The 17,995-nt window shown below is 70.9% G+C and carries 16 protein-coding genes and 1 riboswitch; of the genes, 9 read left to right on the forward strand and 7 right to left on the reverse strand.

Annotation, left to right across the window (positions count from 1 at the left end; genetic code table 11):
* Nucleotides 1-265 precede the first annotated feature (265 nt).
* Nucleotides 266-409: riboswitch (cobalamin riboswitch) on the forward strand.
* Nucleotides 410-600: 191 nt separating this feature from the next.
* The 9 genes from AB0O82_RS29465 to AB0O82_RS29505 all read left to right on the forward strand — a co-directional run bounded on the left by AB0O82_RS29465 (nt 601) and on the right by AB0O82_RS29505 (nt 7,763).
* Entirely contained in the window at nt 601-3,030 is a 2,430-nt protein-coding gene (locus AB0O82_RS29465) for a ribonucleoside-diphosphate reductase subunit alpha (protein ID WP_363586989.1), read from the forward strand.
* Between the two features lie 20 nt (nt 3,031-3,050).
* On the forward strand, nt 3,051-4,046 hold the full coding sequence (locus AB0O82_RS29470) for a ribonucleotide-diphosphate reductase subunit beta (protein ID WP_079136257.1): 996 nt from the start codon (nt 3,051-3,053) through the stop codon (nt 4,044-4,046).
* A 319-nt stretch (nt 4,047-4,365) separates the two neighbouring features.
* Nucleotides 4,366-4,488, forward strand: coding sequence for a hypothetical protein (locus AB0O82_RS29475; protein ID WP_363586962.1), 123 nt, complete (start codon nt 4,366-4,368; stop codon nt 4,486-4,488).
* Nucleotides 4,475-4,978: a DUF6879 family protein gene (locus tag AB0O82_RS29480; RefSeq protein ID WP_363586963.1), complete on the forward strand. Its 504-nt coding sequence runs from the start codon at nt 4,475-4,477 to the stop codon at nt 4,976-4,978. The genes AB0O82_RS29475 and AB0O82_RS29480 overlap by 14 nt, the downstream gene beginning before the upstream one ends.
* Entirely contained in the window at nt 4,975-5,805 is an 831-nt protein-coding gene (locus tag AB0O82_RS29485) for a helix-turn-helix transcriptional regulator (protein ID WP_363586964.1), read from the forward strand. Before AB0O82_RS29480 ends, AB0O82_RS29485 begins: the two co-directional genes overlap by 4 nt.
* Nucleotides 5,806-5,920: 115 nt before the next feature.
* Nucleotides 5,921-6,463: a DUF5753 domain-containing protein gene (locus AB0O82_RS29490; RefSeq protein WP_363586990.1), complete on the forward strand. Its 543-nt coding sequence runs from the start codon at nt 5,921-5,923 to the stop codon at nt 6,461-6,463.
* Between the two features lie 252 nt (nt 6,464-6,715).
* Entirely contained in the window at nt 6,716-6,952 is a 237-nt protein-coding gene (locus AB0O82_RS29495; protein WP_363586965.1) for a hypothetical protein, read from the forward strand.
* A gap of 84 nt (nt 6,953-7,036) precedes the next feature.
* Entirely contained in the window at nt 7,037-7,273 is a 237-nt protein-coding gene (locus AB0O82_RS29500) for a DUF397 domain-containing protein (RefSeq protein WP_363586966.1), read from the forward strand.
* Between the two features lie 76 nt (nt 7,274-7,349).
* Nucleotides 7,350-7,763, forward strand: a complete 414-nt coding sequence (locus AB0O82_RS29505; RefSeq protein WP_363586967.1) for a hypothetical protein — start codon at nt 7,350-7,352, stop codon at nt 7,761-7,763.
* Between the two features lie 835 nt (nt 7,764-8,598).
* On the opposite strand, the gene AB0O82_RS29510 is transcribed toward AB0O82_RS29505, so the two are convergent.
* The 7 genes from AB0O82_RS29510 to AB0O82_RS29540 form a co-directional block, all read right to left on the reverse strand.
* Complete coding sequence (locus AB0O82_RS29510; RefSeq protein ID WP_363586968.1) at nt 8,599-11,136, reverse strand: FtsX-like permease family protein; 2,538 nt, start codon at nt 11,134-11,136, stop codon at nt 8,599-8,601.
* Between the two features lie 30 nt (nt 11,137-11,166).
* Nucleotides 11,167-11,922 carry an ABC transporter ATP-binding protein gene (locus AB0O82_RS29515; protein ID WP_363586991.1) on the reverse strand — a complete coding sequence of 252 codons (756 nt, stop codon included), beginning with the start codon at nt 11,920-11,922 and terminating at the stop codon, nt 11,167-11,169.
* A 132-nt stretch (nt 11,923-12,054) separates the two neighbouring features.
* Nucleotides 12,055-13,293 (reverse strand): HAMP domain-containing sensor histidine kinase, encoded by a 1,239-nt coding sequence (locus AB0O82_RS29520; RefSeq protein ID WP_363586969.1) that lies wholly within the window; start codon nt 13,291-13,293, stop codon nt 12,055-12,057.
* 5 nt (nt 13,294-13,298) lie between these two features.
* On the reverse strand, nt 13,299-14,015 hold the full coding sequence (gene cseB, locus AB0O82_RS29525) for a two-component system response regulator CseB (protein ID WP_363586970.1): 717 nt from the start codon (nt 14,013-14,015) through the stop codon (nt 13,299-13,301).
* A gap of 232 nt (nt 14,016-14,247) precedes the next feature.
* The gene (locus AB0O82_RS29530; protein WP_363586971.1) at nt 14,248-15,144 is read right to left on the reverse strand and encodes a sugar ABC transporter permease; all 897 of its coding nucleotides are present in this window, start codon (nt 15,142-15,144) and stop codon (nt 14,248-14,250) included.
* Nucleotides 15,141-16,691 carry an ABC transporter permease subunit gene (locus AB0O82_RS29535; protein ID WP_363586972.1) on the reverse strand — a complete coding sequence of 517 codons (1,551 nt, stop codon included), beginning with the start codon at nt 16,689-16,691 and terminating at the stop codon, nt 15,141-15,143. The genes AB0O82_RS29530 and AB0O82_RS29535 overlap by 4 nt, the downstream gene beginning before the upstream one ends.
* Complete coding sequence (locus AB0O82_RS29540; protein ID WP_363586973.1) at nt 16,688-17,902, reverse strand: alpha-amylase family glycosyl hydrolase; 1,215 nt, start codon at nt 17,900-17,902, stop codon at nt 16,688-16,690. The genes AB0O82_RS29535 and AB0O82_RS29540 overlap by 4 nt, the downstream gene beginning before the upstream one ends.
* Nucleotides 17,903-17,995 lie beyond the last annotated feature (93 nt).

Genomic DNA, 17,995 nt, shown 5'->3' on the forward strand with positions numbered 1-17,995 from the left:
GCGCCCCCTCGCTTCGCTCGATGATCGCTTCGCGAAACGCGCCCCTCGGCGCTTCGCTCGCTCATGCGCCCAGATCGTAGGGCATGCCCGCGGCAACCGGTCCGCCCGGTGACCGTTCCGTATCGAAACCAGGACGCCGGGGCCCGGAATCAGGGCGCCGGGAGCCCGGATCCGAGGCGCCCCAAGGCCACGACCCGCCCCCTCCCGGCACCACCGGTTATCGCTCCGACACACCGCGCCGTACTACATGTGGGGTCGCATCAGAGAGACACCACTAGATGTATGCTCAATCCTGCTGTCGATGCAGGGGAACCCGGTGCGAATCCGGGACTGCCCCGCAGCGGTGAGCGGGCGGCTACCAGTAGCCGCCCCGCGAGTCCGAGTACCTGCCGACGGTGTGCGCACGGGCCCTCCCGCAGAGGCCGCGCCAGCACGAGAACTACCTTCCGGGCCTCGCGGGCGGGCCGGGGACGCCACTGTCGCGCGACGCTTCCTGCGTACGTGCCGTGCTCCCCTGCCCCGAACGGCCCGGTACCCCCCGATCACCGCCGCCGATCGCCGCCAGGAGAGAGCGCCTTGACCACCGCTGCCTCAGCCACCCTGCCCGCCCAGGGCACCGGCCCCGCCCCCACCGACCCGACGGTCTCCGACCCCGGCGGCGCGCTCCTTCGGCTGCTCACCGACCGCAGCGTCGATCTCCCCCAGGTGGACCCCGGCCATGTCGCCGCCGCCGCGCTGCGCGGCCGCCACGCCGGCTCGGACTTCGCCGAGCTGCGCGGGCTGGCCGTGGACGCCGCCGCGTCGATGATCGCCGAGGACCCCCAGTACTCGAAGCTGGCCGCCCGGCTGCTCGCCCTGGAGATCGTCGACGAGGCGAACAGCCAGGGCTCGCGCTCCTTCGCCGCCTCGATCGCCGTCGGCCACGCCGAGGGCCTGATCGGCGACACCACCGCCGCCTTCGTCACCAAGCACGCCGCCGCCCTGGACGCGCTGATCGACGCGCACGGCGACGACCGCTTCGAGTACTTCGGCCTGCGCACCGTGCAGTCCCGCTACCTGCTGCGCCACCCGATCACCCGCAAGGTCATCGAGACCCCGCAGCACTTCCTGCTCCGCGTCGCCTGCGGCCTGGCGGTCGGCGACAGCGAGCAGTCGGTGCGGGAGGTCGCCGAGCTGTACGGCCTGATGAGCCGGCTGGAGTACCTGACCTCCTCGCCGACCCTGTTCAACTCCGGCACCCGGCACCCGCAGATGTCGAGCTGCTACCTGCTCGACTCCCCGCTGGACAACCTGGACTCGATCTACAACCGCTACGCGCAGATCGCCCGGCTGTCCAAGCACGCCGGCGGCATCGGCCTGTCCTACTCGCGCATCCGCTCGCGCGGCAGCCTGATCCGCGGCACCAACGGCAAGTCCAACGGCATCGTCCCGTTCCTGCGCACCCTCGACTCCTCGGTCGCCGCCGTCAACCAGGGCGGCCGCCGCAAGGGCGCGGCCTGCGTCTACCTGGAGACCTGGCACGCCGACATCGAGGAGTTCCTGGAGCTCCGCGACAACACCGGCGAGGAGGCGCGGCGCACCCACAACCTCAACCTGGCGCACTGGATCCCGGACGAGTTCATGCGCCGGGTCAACGCCAACGAGGACTGGTCGCTGTTCTCCCCCGCCGACGTGCCCGAGCTCGTCGACCTGTGGGGCTCCGACTTCGACGAGGCCTACCGCAAGGCCGAGCTGGCCGGCAAGGCCGTGCGCACCATCCCCGCGCAGACCCTGTACGCCCGGATGATGCGCACCCTGGCGCAGACCGGCAACGGCTGGATGACCTTCAAGGACGCCTCCAACCGCGCCGCCAACCAGACCGCGCTGCCCGGCCGCACGGTGCACTCCTCGAACCTGTGCACCGAGATCCTGGAGGTCACGGACGACTCCGAGACCGCCGTCTGCAACCTCGGCTCGGTCAACCTCGGCGCCCACGTCGCCCCGGGGGCCTCCGTCGACGACCTGCTCGGCGCCATGGACTGGGAGCGCCTCGACGCCACCGTCCGCACCGCCGTGACGTTCCTCGACCGCGTGGTGGACATCAACTTCTACCCGACCACCGAGGCCGGCACCTCCAACTCCCGCTGGCGCCCGGTCGGCCTCGGCGTGATGGGCCTCCAGGACGTCTTCTTCAAGCTGCGGATCGACTTCGACTCCGCCGAGGCCGCGCGGCTGTCCACCCTCATCGCCGAGCGCATCATGCTCACCGCGTACGAGCGCTCCGCCGACCTGGCCGAGCAGCTGGGTCGCCACGAGGCCTACGGCGAGACCCGCGCCGCCCGCGGCGAGCTGCACATCGACCACTTCCCGACGGCCGCCCCGCAGTGGGCCGACCGCTGGACCGCGCTGCGCGCCCGCATCGCCGAGACCGGCCTGCGCAACTCGCTGCTGCTGGCCATCGCGCCGACCGCGACCATCGCGTCCATCGCCGGCGTCTACGAGTGCATCGAGCCGCAGGTCTCCAACCTGTTCAAGCGCGAGACGCTGTCCGGCGAGTTCCTCCAGGTCAACCCGTACCTGGTGCGCGAGCTCAAGGAGCTCGGCGTCTGGGACCAGCAGACCCGCGACGCCCTGCGCGAGGCCAACGGCTCCGTCCAGGAGCTGGGCTGGCTGCCCGCCGAGGTCCGCTCGCTGTACCGCACCGCCTGGGAGCTGCCCCAGCGCGCGCTGATCGACCTGGCCGCGGCCCGCATGCCGTACCTCGACCAGAGCCAGTCGCTGAACCTGTTCATGGCGGCGCCGACCATCGGCAAGCTCAGCTCGATGTACGCCTACGCGTGGAAGGTCGGTCTCAAGACCACCTACTACCTGCGCTCGCGCCCGGCGACCCGGATCGCCCAGGCCGCCTCCGGTACCGCCCGCGCCGCCGCGCCCGCGCCCGCGTCCTCGTCCGCGCCCGTGCCCGTGAACACCCCGACCCTCACCCCGGAGGAGGAGGCCGCGCTGGCCTGCTCCCTGGAGAACCCCGAGTCCTGCGAGGCCTGCCAGTGAGCACCCCCGACCGCGAGAAGATGCTGCTCGACCCCGGCTTCGAGCTGACCCTGCGCCCGATGCGCTACCCGTCGTTCTACGACCGGTACCGGGACGCGATCAAGAACACCTGGACCGTCGAGGAGGTGGACCTGCACTCCGACGTCGCCGACCTGGCCAAGCTCAGCGAGGGCGAGCGCCACCTCATCGGCCGCCTGGTCGCCTTCTTCGCCACCGGGGACTCGATCGTCTCCAACAACGTGGTGCTGAGCCTCTACAAGCACATCAACTCCCCGGAGGCGCGGCTGTACCTGTCGCGCCAGCTGTTCGAGGAGGCCGTGCACGTCCAGTTCTACCTGACGCTGCTCGACACCTACCTGCCCGACCCCGAGGACCGCAACGCGGCCTTCGCCGCGGTGGAGAACATCCCCTCCATCCGCCAGAAGGCGCAGTTCTGCTTCAAGTACATGAACGCCGTCGACCACATCGACTCGCTCCAGACCAAGGAGGACCGCCGCGCGTTCCTCCTGAACCTGATCTGCTTCGCGGCGTGCGTCGAGGGCCTGTTCTTCTACGGCGCGTTCGCGTACGTGTACTGGTTCCGGTCCCGCGGTCTGCTGCACGGCCTGGCCACCGGCACCAACTGGGTGTTCCGCGACGAGTCCATGCACATGGACTTCGCGATGTCGGTCGTCGACACCGTCCGCGAGGAGGAGCCCGACCTCTTCGACGACGAGATGGCCAAGCAGGTCACGGAGATGCTGGAGGAGGCCGTCGAGGCCGAGCTCCAGTTCGCCCAGGACCTGTGCGGCGACGGCCTCGCCGGCATGAACACCGACTCCATGCGCCAGTACCTGGAGGCCGTGGCCGACCAGCGCCTCGCCCGCCTCGGCCTGCCGATCCGCTACGGGTCGACGAACCCGTTCGGGTTCATGGAACTCCAGAACGTCCAGGAGCTGACCAACTTCTTCGAGCGCCGCGTCTCCGCGTACCAGGTCGCCGTCGAGGGCTCCGTCGCCTTCGACGACGACTTCTAAACCCGCAGACACACCAGAGGTGCCCCGCCCGGCTCACCGCCGCGCGGGGCACCTCTGTCTGTACCGACCCGACCGCCCACCCCATCCCCCTGAACTCCCCCGCCCCCACCCGGCGTTCACACCGGGCGGGGGCGGTCGAACGACTTTCCCGTTCTGGAAAGATCAGGTTCTTGACCCTGCGCCCAGAGAGCCGGGAGCATCGGCCAAGACAGGAACCACCGGCGACTGGAGGCACCTGATGCTGCGTTGGCTGTCTGGGAATGGGTCCTGCAACGACGGATCGTGCCCCACGCTGTGGGGCACCGAGAACGGGGACTACATGGTCCAGGGATACGCGATCACCGACCCTTACCGTCTGGCGGAGTTGAACCTGCCGGACGGCGAGTCGGCGGTCGTGATCCCCGCTGCGGTCCTGGAGGGGTACTTCCATGCTCAAGGGTGAAGACTTCGGCCGTCTCTTCAAGACGTTCGAGCGAACGGCCTTCCGGCTCGAAACTCTGGCCGTCTACGACGTGGACGACGAACGTGAAGAGTTCGCGGATTTCCTCGCCGGCAAGGGGCTGCCGCCTGGCCGCTTCGACAACCCCTGGGTCCGCTCCATGACGGATCTGGGCAAGCACGTGGCCCGGGTGCACGTCCTCCACTCCCCCTTGTCGGACTACCTCCGCTACGAGCTGGCGTCGTACCCCGGCAACATCAAGGCCGGCGAGTCGATCGGCATCATCGACACGGCTCGCCAGAAGGTGGCCGGGCTACCGGACCACGACTTCTGGCTGTTCGATGACGCCCAGGTCTACCGGATGCACTACACGGATGCAGGGCAGTTCCTCGGAGCCGAACTCCTGCCCGACGACTACCTGAGCGAGTACCAGCAGTACCGGGAGATCGCTCTGACGAACGCCGTGCCTTTCGGGGAGTACTCGGCGGCTTGAGCGGAGAACAGCACAAGGACTTGGGCAAAGCCCTGCGGGCGCTACGGATCGCCTCGGACAAGACAGCCGAGACCGTCGCCCGCAGGGCTTCCATGTCTCCAGCCAAGCTTTCGAAGATCGAAAACGGCAAGACCCTGCCGAGCGTGCAGGACGTGGACCTCATCCTGACCGCGCTCGGCATATCAGGCGAAGCCAAAGCAGAGTTCCTGGAGGCAGCCCGCGGCGCGGCGACCGAAGAGGTCGCCTGGCGGGAACTCCGCCGAATGGGCCACTGGAAGCACCAGCACGCCATCAAAGCCATCGAAGCCCGAACAGGCCTTCTCCGACTCTTCCAGGGACAGCTGATTCCTGGACTGCTCCAGAGCGCCGAATATGTCTCGGCCGTCTTCGCCTTGCACCCAGAGCTGCCAGAAGAGGCGAAGACGAAAACGATCGCAGCTCGACTGGAGCGCCAGGCCGTATTGTACGACCGCCAGCGGCAGTTCCACTTCCTCATCTGTGAACATGTACTACGCTGGCGGATCTGTCCTCCTGCCGTCATGGCTACACAGCTCGATCGCCTGGTGTCACTGTCCCGCCTTCCCAACGTGACCATCGGGTCTATTCCCCTCGCCAGACGAATGCCGGACTTCCCAATGACATGCTTCAGCATGTATGACGATCGCCTGGTCATCGTGGAGACGTTCCATTCAGAGATCACCACTCACGATCCACGAGATGTCGGCGTCTATCTGTCAAAATTCTCCGAATTCGATGCCGTAGCACTACACGGAGACGACATGCGCGCACTGGTCGAAGGGATCCGAGACGAATTCCTTCGAGAATAAGAATCCAAAGGAATCCTCAGTGGAAAACAGGTCGGATTCAGCACGGCTCGCGGGTCCAGAGCGGCAGGACGCCAGAATCCTCCGCTGAAACGGCGCGGACAAGAAGCAGGTTGAGCTGGCGAGCCTTGAGCGGACCTCGACGGAACCCCGCCACTTCCTGCCGACCATGATCACCGGACTGCTCTCGACGCCGGCGTACGTCAACGCCAGTCTGGCCCAGATCCCCGGCGATCACTCGAGGGTCATCGCCAAGAAGCTTGAGCGGCAAGCCGTACTCCGCGACGTCACCAAGAGCTTCACCTTTGTTTTGACGGAGCAGGCCTGCCTTTGGCCGCTGGTACCGGCGCAGGCCATTGCCACGCAGCTCGACCACCTGGCTTCGGTCTCCCGCTTGCCGAATGTTCGACTCGGAGTCATCCCGCTGGCCGGCCATATGCCGAAGGCGCCGATGAACGTCTTCACCGTCTACGACGCATCCTTGGCCACCGTTGAGGTAGCCGCAGGCGTGCTCGTGTTCAACAGGCCCCACGACGTCCAGGAGTACCTGGACACGTTCCGAACCTTCGAGAATTACGCGCTCTGGGGCGAGGACGCTCGGGCCGCGTTGCACGAGTGGACTTCCCGCCATCGGGAGACATCACAGGATCTCTGCCGATAGCCAACCAGCGAACCTTCGCGGTGCAGGAAGTCGACCGGTCCGACTTCCTGCGCCCACGTTCGGCGGGATTCGGTGGGCCACCTGAGCCCTACGATCCCTCCCGTTCGACCCGGGCGGAAAATGGAATGTGCGCACTGCCCAAACGGGCCTGAGGTGAGTTCTTTCGGGAACGGGAAAGCGCACAGAAACAACCCCAACGCCCCGGTAATTTGGTGACTCGCCGAAATGATTCGAGAGCCACAGGAGCGCTCCATGCCCACTGACGGTTTCGCACAGCCGACCGGCACCACACGCCGCCGTACGCACGCGGAACTCATGGAGCGGATCGACAACAATCCGGTCCGGAAGGACCTGACGACCGGGTGTCTGGTCGAAATCGTGGGCGCCCAGGACGGCCGGGCGCTGGTCCGGCCGCTGTTCGAGCCGGACGCCAAGTCGCGCCAGGTGCCGGCCGACCAGCTCACCACCCGCATCAGCCTGTGGGGCTGAACTCCCCCTCATTCTCCCGCCCAAGTCCTGGGCGGGGCGGGGCCGTTCCGTGCTGCCCCGAAGCGATACCGAAAGGTGCAGGCGATGACTGAGCGCAACCTGTACGGACTCGACCTCTCCCAGGTCGAGTTCAACCGTGCGTGCGGCGGCAACCAGGGCGGGGGCGACGACGGCGAGTCGTGCGTGACCCTCGGCCTGGTCGAGCACGGCGTCTTCGCCCTCGGCGACAGCAAGCGTCCCGACCGCGAACCGTTGCTGTTCACCGCCGAGGAGTTGACCGAGGCCGGAATCGACCCGGCGCGGTTCGGCCTGTCCGTCTGAAGTCCCCTGACAGCCCCGGCCGCCCGCAGTCCCGTGCGGGCGGCCGGGGCTTCCACGTCTCCGAGGAGAAGCACTGTTGCACTTCCACGGCTACGAGTGGGCCGGTGACGGCCGGCTGCTGGCGAAGGAGCCGGAGCGTCGCCCGATCGAGGCCGCACGGTTCGGCCTCTCGGAACTCCCGCCGATGATGACCGGCTGGTGGCTCCTGCGCCCGGCCGCCCAGGTGCGGGGCACCTGGGTGGCGGTGAGCAACGCAGTGGACTGGCTTGCGGAACGGTACGAGGAACACACTCCTGGCGGCGACCCCCAACTTCCCTTCGAGGCACGGCGACTCCGCGCGGTTGAGCAGTTGGAGGGCGCCTCGGACGTCGTCTGGTCCCGCTGGGTGTCCGACAGCCGCTGGTCGGGCCACTACGTGATCGCGTGCCCCAACCGGATCTGGCCGGACATCCCGTGCCCGATCCGACCCGCTGCCCGGCCGTCAGCCTGATGTGCGATCGCCGGCCAGGCCAGTCACCCGACGTCCAGGTCCTTGATGACCGCCTCAGCGGTGCGGCACTCCGCACAGATCGGCATGCTCCTTGGCCCTTCTCGCTGTCTCGGGCCCAGGTGGAGCCACAAGAGGCGCAGCCCCAACGGCCTTCCATCGTCTGGTACATGGCGCCCGACCCGCACACGACGAAGGAGCGGCTGCCAACCGGTCGCGTGTGGGCGTCGAGCTGCTGGTCGTGGCGCTCCTCGACTCTAACCAGGCCCTGGTGACGTCCGATCCCAGTTTGCATCGAAGCGGGCTTTCTCCGCCTCGATCAGTGGCCGGACCACCTCGTCAACGGATCGGTGAGAGATCTCGGCGAACTCGTGGAGCCAGTCGACGAGGTCGGCGGGTAGGTGGAGGGTGATGCGGCGTGTGGCGGGAAGTTCAGGCATTGGGCTCTCTTGTGAGGGCTGTGTAGGTTGCAGGGCCATAGCAACGCCTGGTCAACCTTTGCTGAGACGGACAAGCCGGTCAATCTTCGCCGGGAAGGAACACCAGCTCAGGACTCTCGTGACGGCTCCGGTACCGGCCAGGCCTGCGGGGGAAGACACTGATGCCGGTCCCGCCTGCACGAGACTTCCGGAGGAATGGTGAGCGCAGGGTCCCTGCACGGCCACCACGACGACCAGCAGCCGATCCCGCGGACCCAGGCCTCAACGTTCCTTCACCGTCTCGGGGCCAGTGAGCGACCACATCGAGGATCCGGACGACCCGATCGCCCTGTCCCGGCCGCGACGCTGATGGTCCCCGCCCGGCGTTCGCACCGGGCGGGGACAGGGCGATCGACCGGTCACACCTCCGCGACCGCCTCCAGCGGGCTGAGGGCCGCCGCCCGCCGGGCCGGGACCGCTGCCGCGACCGCGCCGATCGCGAGCGACCCCAGGCAGACGAGCGCGAGCGTGCCCCAGGGCAACACCAGCGCGTACTGCCTGACCGCGCCGCCCGCCAGCGCGCCGACGGCCCAGGCGCCGAACAGGCCGCCGGCCAGGCCGAGCAGGGTGCCGAACGCCGCGACCGTCACGGCCTCCAGGCGGATCATCCGACGGATGCCCGCGCGATCCATGCCGATGGCGCGCAGGGCGCCGATCTCACGCGTCCGTTCGGTGACGGACATGGCCAGGGTGTTGACGATGCCGAGCGCGGCGATCACGACGCCGATGCCGAGCAGCCCGTACATCAGCGTCAGCAGGTCGCCCATCGTCCCCGCCGCCTCCCGCACCAGCTCGGCCCGGTCCTGCACCTTCAGCAGCGGGTTGTTGCCGACAGCGGTCCGCAGGTCGCGCCCGGACAAGCCGTCGCCCCGGACGAGGATCCGCTGGACGGAGCCGGGCTTGAAGCCGTGCTGCTGCACCTCGCCCCGGGCGCCGACCGCGTCGTGGGCGGTGGGGTTGTCCTGGTAGACGCCCACGACGGTGTACCGCGTGAACTCCTCGCTCCGGCCCATCCGCACGTTGACCTGGCCTCCCGTGCTCACCCCGGTCTCCCGGGCGACGCTGCTGGAGACGGCGATCCGGCCGGGCCCGAGGTCCTCCACGGAACCGCTCACGAAGTCGAGCTTCACGGCCTGTTCAACAGAGACGGGGTCGATGCCGGAGATCTCACGGACCTTGCCGCCGATGACCACCGTGGAGTCCGCGACCGCGCTCGCGCCGCGCACCCCCGCAAGACCGGCCACCCGCTGCACGGCCGCCGGGTCGATGCCGGTCATGGTGTCGCCGGTGCTGATCACGTAGTCGGCGGCGAGGCCGTCCGCCGCCTGCCGGTCGAGGGCCTGTTCGGTGGAGCTGCCGATGGTGGCGAGCCCGCTGACCAGCGCCGTGCTGATCAGCAGCGTGGCGGCGGTCGCCGCCGTGCGCCGGGGGTCGCGCAGCGCGTTCTGCCGGGCCAGCAGGCCGACGACGCCGAACCGCCGGGTGAGGCGGCCCGTCAGCCGGATCACCGGGACGGCGAGCGTCGGTGCCAGCACGATCAGGGCGACGACCAGAAGCCCGCAACCCGCCATCGCACTCCGCAGATTCGCCTCGGAGGCGTCCTTCGCCGCACCCGCGAGCGCGACCAGCCAGCCGACGCCGAGGACGAGCAGCCCCACCCCCACGATCGGACGCAGCCGCGAGCGCCCGCCCGGCTGCGCGGCCGCCGCCCGCAGCGCCTCGATCGGCGCGATCCGCGCCGCCCTGCGCGACGGCAGCCAGGCGGCCAGCACCGTCACGCCGACCCCGACGAACAGGGCTGCCGCCACCGGCCGGGGTCCGATGACCAACGGCCCCTCCGGCAGCCGACCGCCCTCGCCACTCAGCAGCCCGGGCAGCACGGCCGCGATGCCGAGCCCGAGGACGAACCCCACCACCGACGCGACGACCCCGACCAGCGCCGCTTCGGCCAGCAGCGAGCGCACCACCTGGCGCCGGGTCGCGCCGACCGCCCGCAGCAGGGCGATCTCCCGGGTGCGCCGGGCGACGAGCATGGTGAAGGTGTTGACCACGAGGAACGAGCCGATGAACAGCGACACCCCGGCGAAGACCATCGGCAGCTTCTGGTAGCCCCGGGTCAACGTGCCGACGTAGATGGCTTGTTGGTTCGCCTGCGCCTGTCCGGTGGTGACTTCGGCCCGGCCGGGCGGCAGGACGGCGGCGATCCGCTCCGCCAGTTCGTACTGGCCGGCGCCCGGCCCGGCGGAGACCTCAAGGCTGGTGTAGTGCCCGGGAGTTGCGAACAGCCGCTGCGCGGTGGCCCGATCGAACAGGGTGAGCGTACCGCCGGCCGTGACCCGGGTGTCCGTGGTGGTCACGATGCCGACCAGCCGCGCGGTGAGGGCCGGGCCGTCCGTGGCGAGCGTGACCGGGTCGCCCACCCGGTACCGGCCCGCCGCCGCGGTGCCCCGGTCGACGGCGATCTCGTCGGCACCGGCCGGGGCACGCCCCTCGACCACGGGGTAGCGGGCGTCCTCGCCGTCGCGCCCCGGGACGTAGGCGTCCGCGAGGTTCGTCCCCCGCTTGACCCGCAGCGGCCTGCCGTCGGCCGCGTTCAACGTGGCGCTCCCGTCGACCGACGACCGTACCGCCGCGACACCGGGCACGTCCGCGATCCTGCGCGCCAACTCGTCCGTCAACACGTTCGGCTGGTCGGGGACGGCAGGGGACTCCTTCGCGGTGACGCTGACCGCGATGTCGGCGAAGGTGCGGGACGCGGCCGCCCGGTGGGCGGCGGCGGTCGAGTCCGCGAAGACGAGGGTGCCGGAGGCGAAGGCGACGCCGAGGCAGACCGCGAGGACGGTCATGAGCAGCCGGGCCTTGTGCGCCAGGACGTTGCGCAGGGCTGTGGTCAGCATGATCAGCTTTCGAGAGTCGGGGGGTGCGGGTCAGCCCGCGAAGGACTTCATGACGTCCAGCACCCGGTCCGGCGTCGGGTGCGCCATCTCGTCGACCAGCCGCCCGTCGGCCAGGAACACCACCCGGTCCGCGTACCCGGCGGCCACCGGGTCGTGGGTCACCATGACCACCGTCTGCCCCAGCTCCCTGACGGAGTCCCGCAGGAAGCCGAGCACCTCGGCCCCGGACTGCGAGTCGAGGTTGCCGGTCGGCTCGTCGCCGAACACGATCGAGGGCCGCGCGACCAGCGCCCGGGCGACCGCGACGCGCTGCTGCTGCCCGCCGGACAGCTCGGCCGGCCGGTGGTCGAGGCGCCGGGAGAGCCCGACCATCGACACCACGCGGTCCAGCCACTGCCGGTCCGGCGTCCGCCCGGCCAACGACAGCGGGAGCGTGATGTTCTCCAGCGCGGTCAGGGTGGGCAGCAGGTTGAACGCCTGGAAGATGAAGCCGACCCGGTCCCGCCGCAGCCGGGTGAGCTGCCGGTCGCCCAGGCCGCCCAGCTCCGTCGTGCCGATCCGCACCGACCCCGACGTAGGGGTGTCGAGCCCGGCCGCGCAGTGCATCAGGGTGGACTTGCCGCAACCGGACGGGCCCATGATCGCGGTGAACTCGCCCTCCCGGAAGGCCACGCTGACCCGGTCCAGGGCGGTCACCCGGGTGTCGCCGCCGCCGTAGGTCTTCGTCAGGTCGGCGACGGCGGCCGCGACCCCGGGGGTCGCGTGCAGGGCAAGGGGGTTGGCGATCACGGGAGGGGCTCCTGTCCGAGGTGCGAGTCGGTGCACTTCGAAGGGTGTCCGGAGCACGTATCAGGCCCCTGCGCCGCCGTGTATCGACGACCGCTCCGCTCGGCAGCAGTCCGGTAGCAACCGAGGCGGTCAGCCCGGCAGCCGCAGAGTCGCCACCGCGCCGCCGTCCTCCGCGTTGTCGAGGCGCAGCTCCGCGCCGAGCAGCCGGGCCTGCCCCAACGCGATGGTCAGCCCCAGTCCGTGGCCCGTGCCGCGCTCGGCGGCGCCGGTGTGGAAGCGCCGCGGGCCGTGGCGCAGCAGGTCCGGCGGGAAGCCGGGGCCGTGGTCGCGCACGACGACCGTACGGTCCTGGACGGTGACCAGGACGGGGGCGGCCCCGTGCCGGTGGGCGTTGACGACGAGGTTGCCGACGATCCGCTCCAGCCGCCGCGGATCGGTCTCCACCGTCAGCTCCGCCGCCACGGCGATCTCGGCCTCGTACCCGGTGCGCAGCACGGCCTCCCGGACGACGGCCGCGAGCGGCACCCGGGCCCGCACCACCTCCTCCGCCCCGGCGTCCAGCCGCGAGATCTCCAGCAGGTCCTCGACCAGAGCGCGCAGGTCCCGCACCCGCGCCCGGATCAGGTCCTCGGTCTCGCCCGCCGGCAGCAGGTCGACGGCGGCCAGCAGTCCGCCGACCGGCGTGCGCAGCTCGTGTGCCACGTCCGCGGTGAACTGCCGTTCGGAGCGCAGTCGTCGGCCGAGGCTGTCGGCCATCAGGTCCACCGTCGCCGCGATGTCGGCGACTTCGTCGCCGCCCTTGGTGGGCCCGGTCCGGGCGTCGAGGTCCCCGGCGGAGATCCGGCCGGCCGTCTCGGCGACCCGCCGCAGCCGGCGGGCGAGCAGCCCGGCCCCGTAGACCGCGGCCGGTGTGGCCGCCGCGAGCGCGACCAGCGAGGCCACCGCCATCGCCACGTCCAGCCGGGGCAGGTCGGAGAGCTGCGGTCCCAGGTTGACCCGGATGGCGAGGACGGGGCTGCCGGGCCCGCCGGTGCGCTGGGCGGCCCAGTAGCTCGGGCCCGAGTTCCCTTCGGCGTGCCCGTCGTAGGCCGTGTGCCGTTCGCCGTCGACCGGGTGGCGCAGGGCGGCGGGCAGGTCGACGGGGTCGAGTTCGGCGCCGTCCGCCAGCGATCCGGTGCGCCGGTAGACGTCCATGGCCGAGTAGACGGCGTTGAAGGCCTGCGCCTCGGCCCGGCTGCGGATGTCCTGCGCCGTCCACAGGTGCACCAGCACTCCGACCGCCGCCGCGACGAGGCAGGCGGTGGCGGCGGCCAGCGCGGCGATCTTCCAGCGCAGGGGGGCGCGGGCCGGCCGGGGAATCGTGTGCACCGCTCTCAGCGCCTGAGCTTGTAGCCGAAGCCGCGGACCGTCTCGATCCGCTCCCGGCCGAGCTTGCGGCGCAGCCGCTGCACGCACAGGTCCACGACCCGGCTGTCGCCGTCCCAGCCGTACTCCCAGACGTTGCGCAGCAGGGTGTGCCGCTCCAGCACGACGCCGGGGTGGGCGGCGAACTCCAGCAGCAGCTTCAGCTCGGTCGGGGTCAGCGCCACCGGCGCCCCGCCGACGGACACCTCCATTCCGGCGGTGTCGACGGTGAGGTCCCCGAACACCAGGACGTCCCCGTCGGCGGCTCCGGGCGAGGGCGCCGGGGCGGGTGGCGCGTACGTCGCCCGCCGCAGCAGCGAGCGGATGCGCGCCACCAGCACGTACGTGTCCACGGGCTTGACCACGTAGTCGTCCGCCCCGGCCTCCAGGCCGGCGACGACGTCGAGGCCGTCGCCGCGCGCGGACATCATCAGGACGGGCACCAGGCTGGTCTCCCGGACCTTGCGGCACAGGCCGATCCCGTCCAGGCCGGGCAGCATCACGTCCAGGATCAGCAGGTCGAACTGCTCGTCCCGGAACAGTTCCAGCGCCGTGAGGCCGTCCGCCGCGGCGCGCATCCCGTAGCCGTAGCGTTCCAACGCGACGGTGAAGGAGCGGCGCATCAGCTCGTCGTCCTCGACCAGCAGCACGCGGACGGGGTGCGGGGGCGGCGCGGGCGAGGACACGGGCGGACGGCTCCTGCTCGGACGGCGGCGGGCGGCGGGCGGTGGGCGGTGGGCGGCGACGCACGGTGGGCGGTGGCAAACGGCGGCGGCGGACAAGGGCACGATACGACAGATACCGGACGCATCGGCCTCCTCGCCCACATCGACGTCAGGCCGCGCGCTCCCTGATACCCGGCGGATACAAACCCGCCGACGAACCCGCCGACGAACCCCCCGCCGCACCCGCCACCGGTCACCCCTTGACCGACCCGGCGGTCAGGCCCTGGGCCAGGTAGCGCTGGAGGAACTGGTAGACGACGATCACCGGCAGCGAGGTCACCAGCGCCCCGGCCGCGAACAGCCCGTAGTTCTGGTCCTGTTGGCCGGAGATGATCCCGTAGAGGCCGACCGCGACGGTCTTGGAGTCGTTCGAGGTCAGGAAGATGTTCGCCAGGATCACGTCGTTGAGCGCGGCGGTCAGCGACAGGATCGAGATCACCACCAGCATCGGCGCGGCGAGCGGCAGGATCAGCCGGAAGAAGATCTGCGCGTGCCCGGCGCCGTCCACCTTGGCGGCCTCGTCGATCTCGCGCGGGATGGTGTCCAGGTAGCCCTTCATCAGCCAGGTGTTCACTCCCATCGCGCCGCCGAGGTAGACCAGCACCAGGCCCCACGGGGTGTCCAGGCCGATCGCCGGCAGGACGTCCCCGATCTTGGCGAACATCAGGTAGAGCGAGATCACCGCGAGGAACTGCGGGAACATCTGCACCAGGAAGACCGCCATCAGCCCGATCCGCCGGCCCCGGAAGCGGAACCGCGAGAAGGCGTACGCGGCCAGCACGCCGAGCAGCACGTTCAGCACCGCGAAGGTGCCGCAGACCAGCGCCGTGTTCCCCAGCCACCGGGCGAAGGGGTACTGCCCGCTGGTGAACAGCGCGGTGAAGTTGGCGAGCGAGGCGTGCCGGGGCAGCAGCGTGGACGACTGGAGCGTGCCCAACGGGTTCAGCGCCGCGGACAGCACGAACAGCAGCGGGAACAGCGCGAAGCAGACGGCGAGCACGGCGATCAGGTGCCGCCAGCCGAAGCGGCGCAGCCAGCGGGCGGCAGTGGAGACGGCAGGGGCGGGGGCAGGGGCAGGGGTGGCGGTCATGCGTTCAGCTCCTCCAGGGCGCGGGTGCGGCGGAAGCCCACCAGCGTGATCAGCCCGACCAGCAGGAAGATGACGATGGACAGCGCGGCGGCGAAGCCGTACTGCGCGCCCTGCCCGCCGAAGGCCAGCCGGTAGGTGTAGCTGATCAGGATGTCGGTGGATCCGGCCGTGCCGCCCGCGCCGTCGAACGGCCCGCCGCCGGTGAGCAGTTGGATCGCGTTGAAGTTGTTGAAGTTGAAGGCGAAGGACGAGATCAGCACCGGCGCGGCGGCGACCAGCAGCAGCGGGCAGGTGACCGCCCGGAACGCCGTCCACGGCCCGGCGCCGTCGATCCGGGCGGCCTCGTCGAGTTCGGCGGGCATCGCCTGCAGCACGCCCGTACAGATCAGCAGCATGTTGGGGAACCCGAGCCAGAGGCTGGTGAGCACCACCGCGAACCGGGCGTTCCAGGCGTCGCCCAGCCAGTCGACCCTGGCGTGCAGCAGTTGGTTGAGCAGCCCGAAGTCCCGGTAGTACATGCTCTGCCAGATCAGGATGCCGATGAACGCGGGCATCGCGTACGGCAGCAGCATCAGCGAGCGGTAGACCCGCTGCCCGCGCAGCCGCGGGTGGTGCAGGGTGAGCGCCAGGCCGAGGCCGAGGGCGAAGGACGCGCCGGTGGAGAGCAGGGCGAAGCCGAAGGTCCAGGCGAGGACGCCGAGGAAGGGCCCGCGGATGGCGGGGCTGGTGAGCACGGCGGTGAAGTTGGCGAAGCCGACGGTCAGCGCGGTGCGCCCGGTGGCCAGCGGGCGCAGCAGCCCGTGCGGCGAGACGGCCGCGACCTCGGGCCGCTCCACCCGGTATTCGGCCTCCAGGGCGGTGTACCGCACGCCGTCGGCCCGGACGGCGACCGGGTTGACGGCGCTCCAGGTCTCGCCGGGGGCGAGCCGCAGCCGCTCGGCGGCGCTGAGCGAGACGACCGGCGAGGGGGCGCCGAAGAGGTGCAGCAGCGCGTGCCGGGAGCGGGGTCGCCAGGCGTCCTCGTGGTGCGGCGCGGCCGGGTCCTCGTAGTAGAGGAGGTCCGCGCCGGAGGTGTAGCCGGCCTCGTCGAGCAGTTGGACGGCCAGCTCGCGGGCGGGCCTGGCCATGATCAGGCCCGCCCGGCCGCCGATGTCCAGCCAGAGCCGGCGCGGGCCGCGTCGCCGGTAGCGCTCGTGGACCACCTTCTCGCCGAGGTCGGCCGGGTCGACGTGGGTGAGGAACGGCGAGAGGACGGCGTTGGGCACGCCGACCGCGATCAGCTCGGGGATCAGGCCCTCGGCGTACAGCTGCTCCAGCGTCCGGTTCAGCGCCCAGGTGGGCCGCTGCCCCCGGTCGAAGACCTGCTGGCCGTCCTGGAGGTAGAGCACGGGGTAGTCGGCGCCCGGGTCGTCGTCGTAGCCGGGCGGCAGGTGGACGAGCAACTCGCGCTCGTTGCCGAGCAGTTCGGAGCGGAAGCCGGGGATGCGCTCGATCCGGCCGCGGCGCGTGCCGGCCCCGGCAGTCCCCGTGGTGCGCACGGCGCTCATCGGGCCACCGACCAGACGTGCACGGCCGGGCCCTCGGCGGGCAGCTCGCGGCCGGGGACGAGCTGGGGCCCGCCGAGCAGGTGGGTGGCGTGCCACTCGCCGGCCACCGGCGGGTGGTCGGCCCGGCTGATCTGCACCAGGATCCGCTCCCGCTCGTCCTCGCGCTCGAACAGCAGGACGTCACGCTCGGCGAGCAGCCAGCGCAGCCCGCCGCCGCTGAGCGCGCTGTGGCTCCGGCGCAGCCGGATCAGCTCGCGGTAGGTGCGGTAGGTGTGCTGGTCCCAGGCGGATTCGCCCCAGGGGAACGGCTTGCGGCCCTCCTCCAGGCCCTCGCCCTCGACGCCGACCTCGTCGCCGGAGAACACCATCGGGGTGCCGGGCAGGGTGAACAGCAGGGCCGCGCCGAGCAGTTGGCGCTCGGGGCCGGCGAAGCTGCGGAACCTGGCGGTGTCGTGCGAGTCCAGCAGGGTGAGGTTGTGCACCCGGCTGCGCCAGGGCAGCGCGGCGCCGAACGCCGTCATCACGGCCCGCACCTGGGCGCCGTCGTAGTCGGGGATCGGCCCGGGCACCGCCCAGAAGTCCTTCTGGTCGTGCCGCTCGGCGAGCCAGGACCACACCGGGCGGGTGAAGCCCGCGTAGCTCATGGTGCCCTGCCAGCCGTCGCCCTTGAGGGTGAGCGAGGCGTCGTGCTGGTGCTCGGCGAGCAGGACGGCGTCGGGGTTGGCGGCCCGGACGGTGGCCGCGGTGGTGATGGCGACCCGCTGGTTGAGCTCCACCTCGCCGCGCCGGCCGGCCATCTGCGCCACGTCGACCCGCCAGCCGTCCAGGTGGAACGGCGCCTTGAGGTACTTGGCGATCACCGAGTCGGGGCCCTCGTAGAGGCGGCGGCGCAGTTCGGGCGAGCGGTGGTCGAAGGTCGGCAGGGTGCGCACGCCGAGGAAGGTGGCGTAGTCGTCCGGGCCGCCTTCGCCGAAGAAGTAGAAGCCGGCCTCGGGGCTGTGCGGGTCCTGCTGCGCGGCGCGGAACCAGTCGTGGTCGCTGCCGGAGTGGTTGAGCGTGATGTCGCCGATGACCTTGATGCCGCGCCGGTGGGCCTCGGCGGTGAGCGCGATGAGCGCCTCGTCGCCGCCGAGCGCGGGGTCGACGCGGTCGAAGGAGACGGCGTCGTAGCGGTGGTTGGAGCGACCCTGTGGCGCCAGCTGGAGGGACACGGCGGGCAGGCCCGGGACTACCTGTTCACGCCGGAGCTGGTCGCCCGCGAGTCCACCGGCCGGGCACCCGGCTGACGGGACGCGACCGGCAGA

This window comes from Kitasatospora sp. NPDC088264, from assembly GCF_040685715.1.
Taxonomy (GTDB): Bacteria; Actinomycetota; Actinomycetes; order Streptomycetales; family Streptomycetaceae; genus Kitasatospora.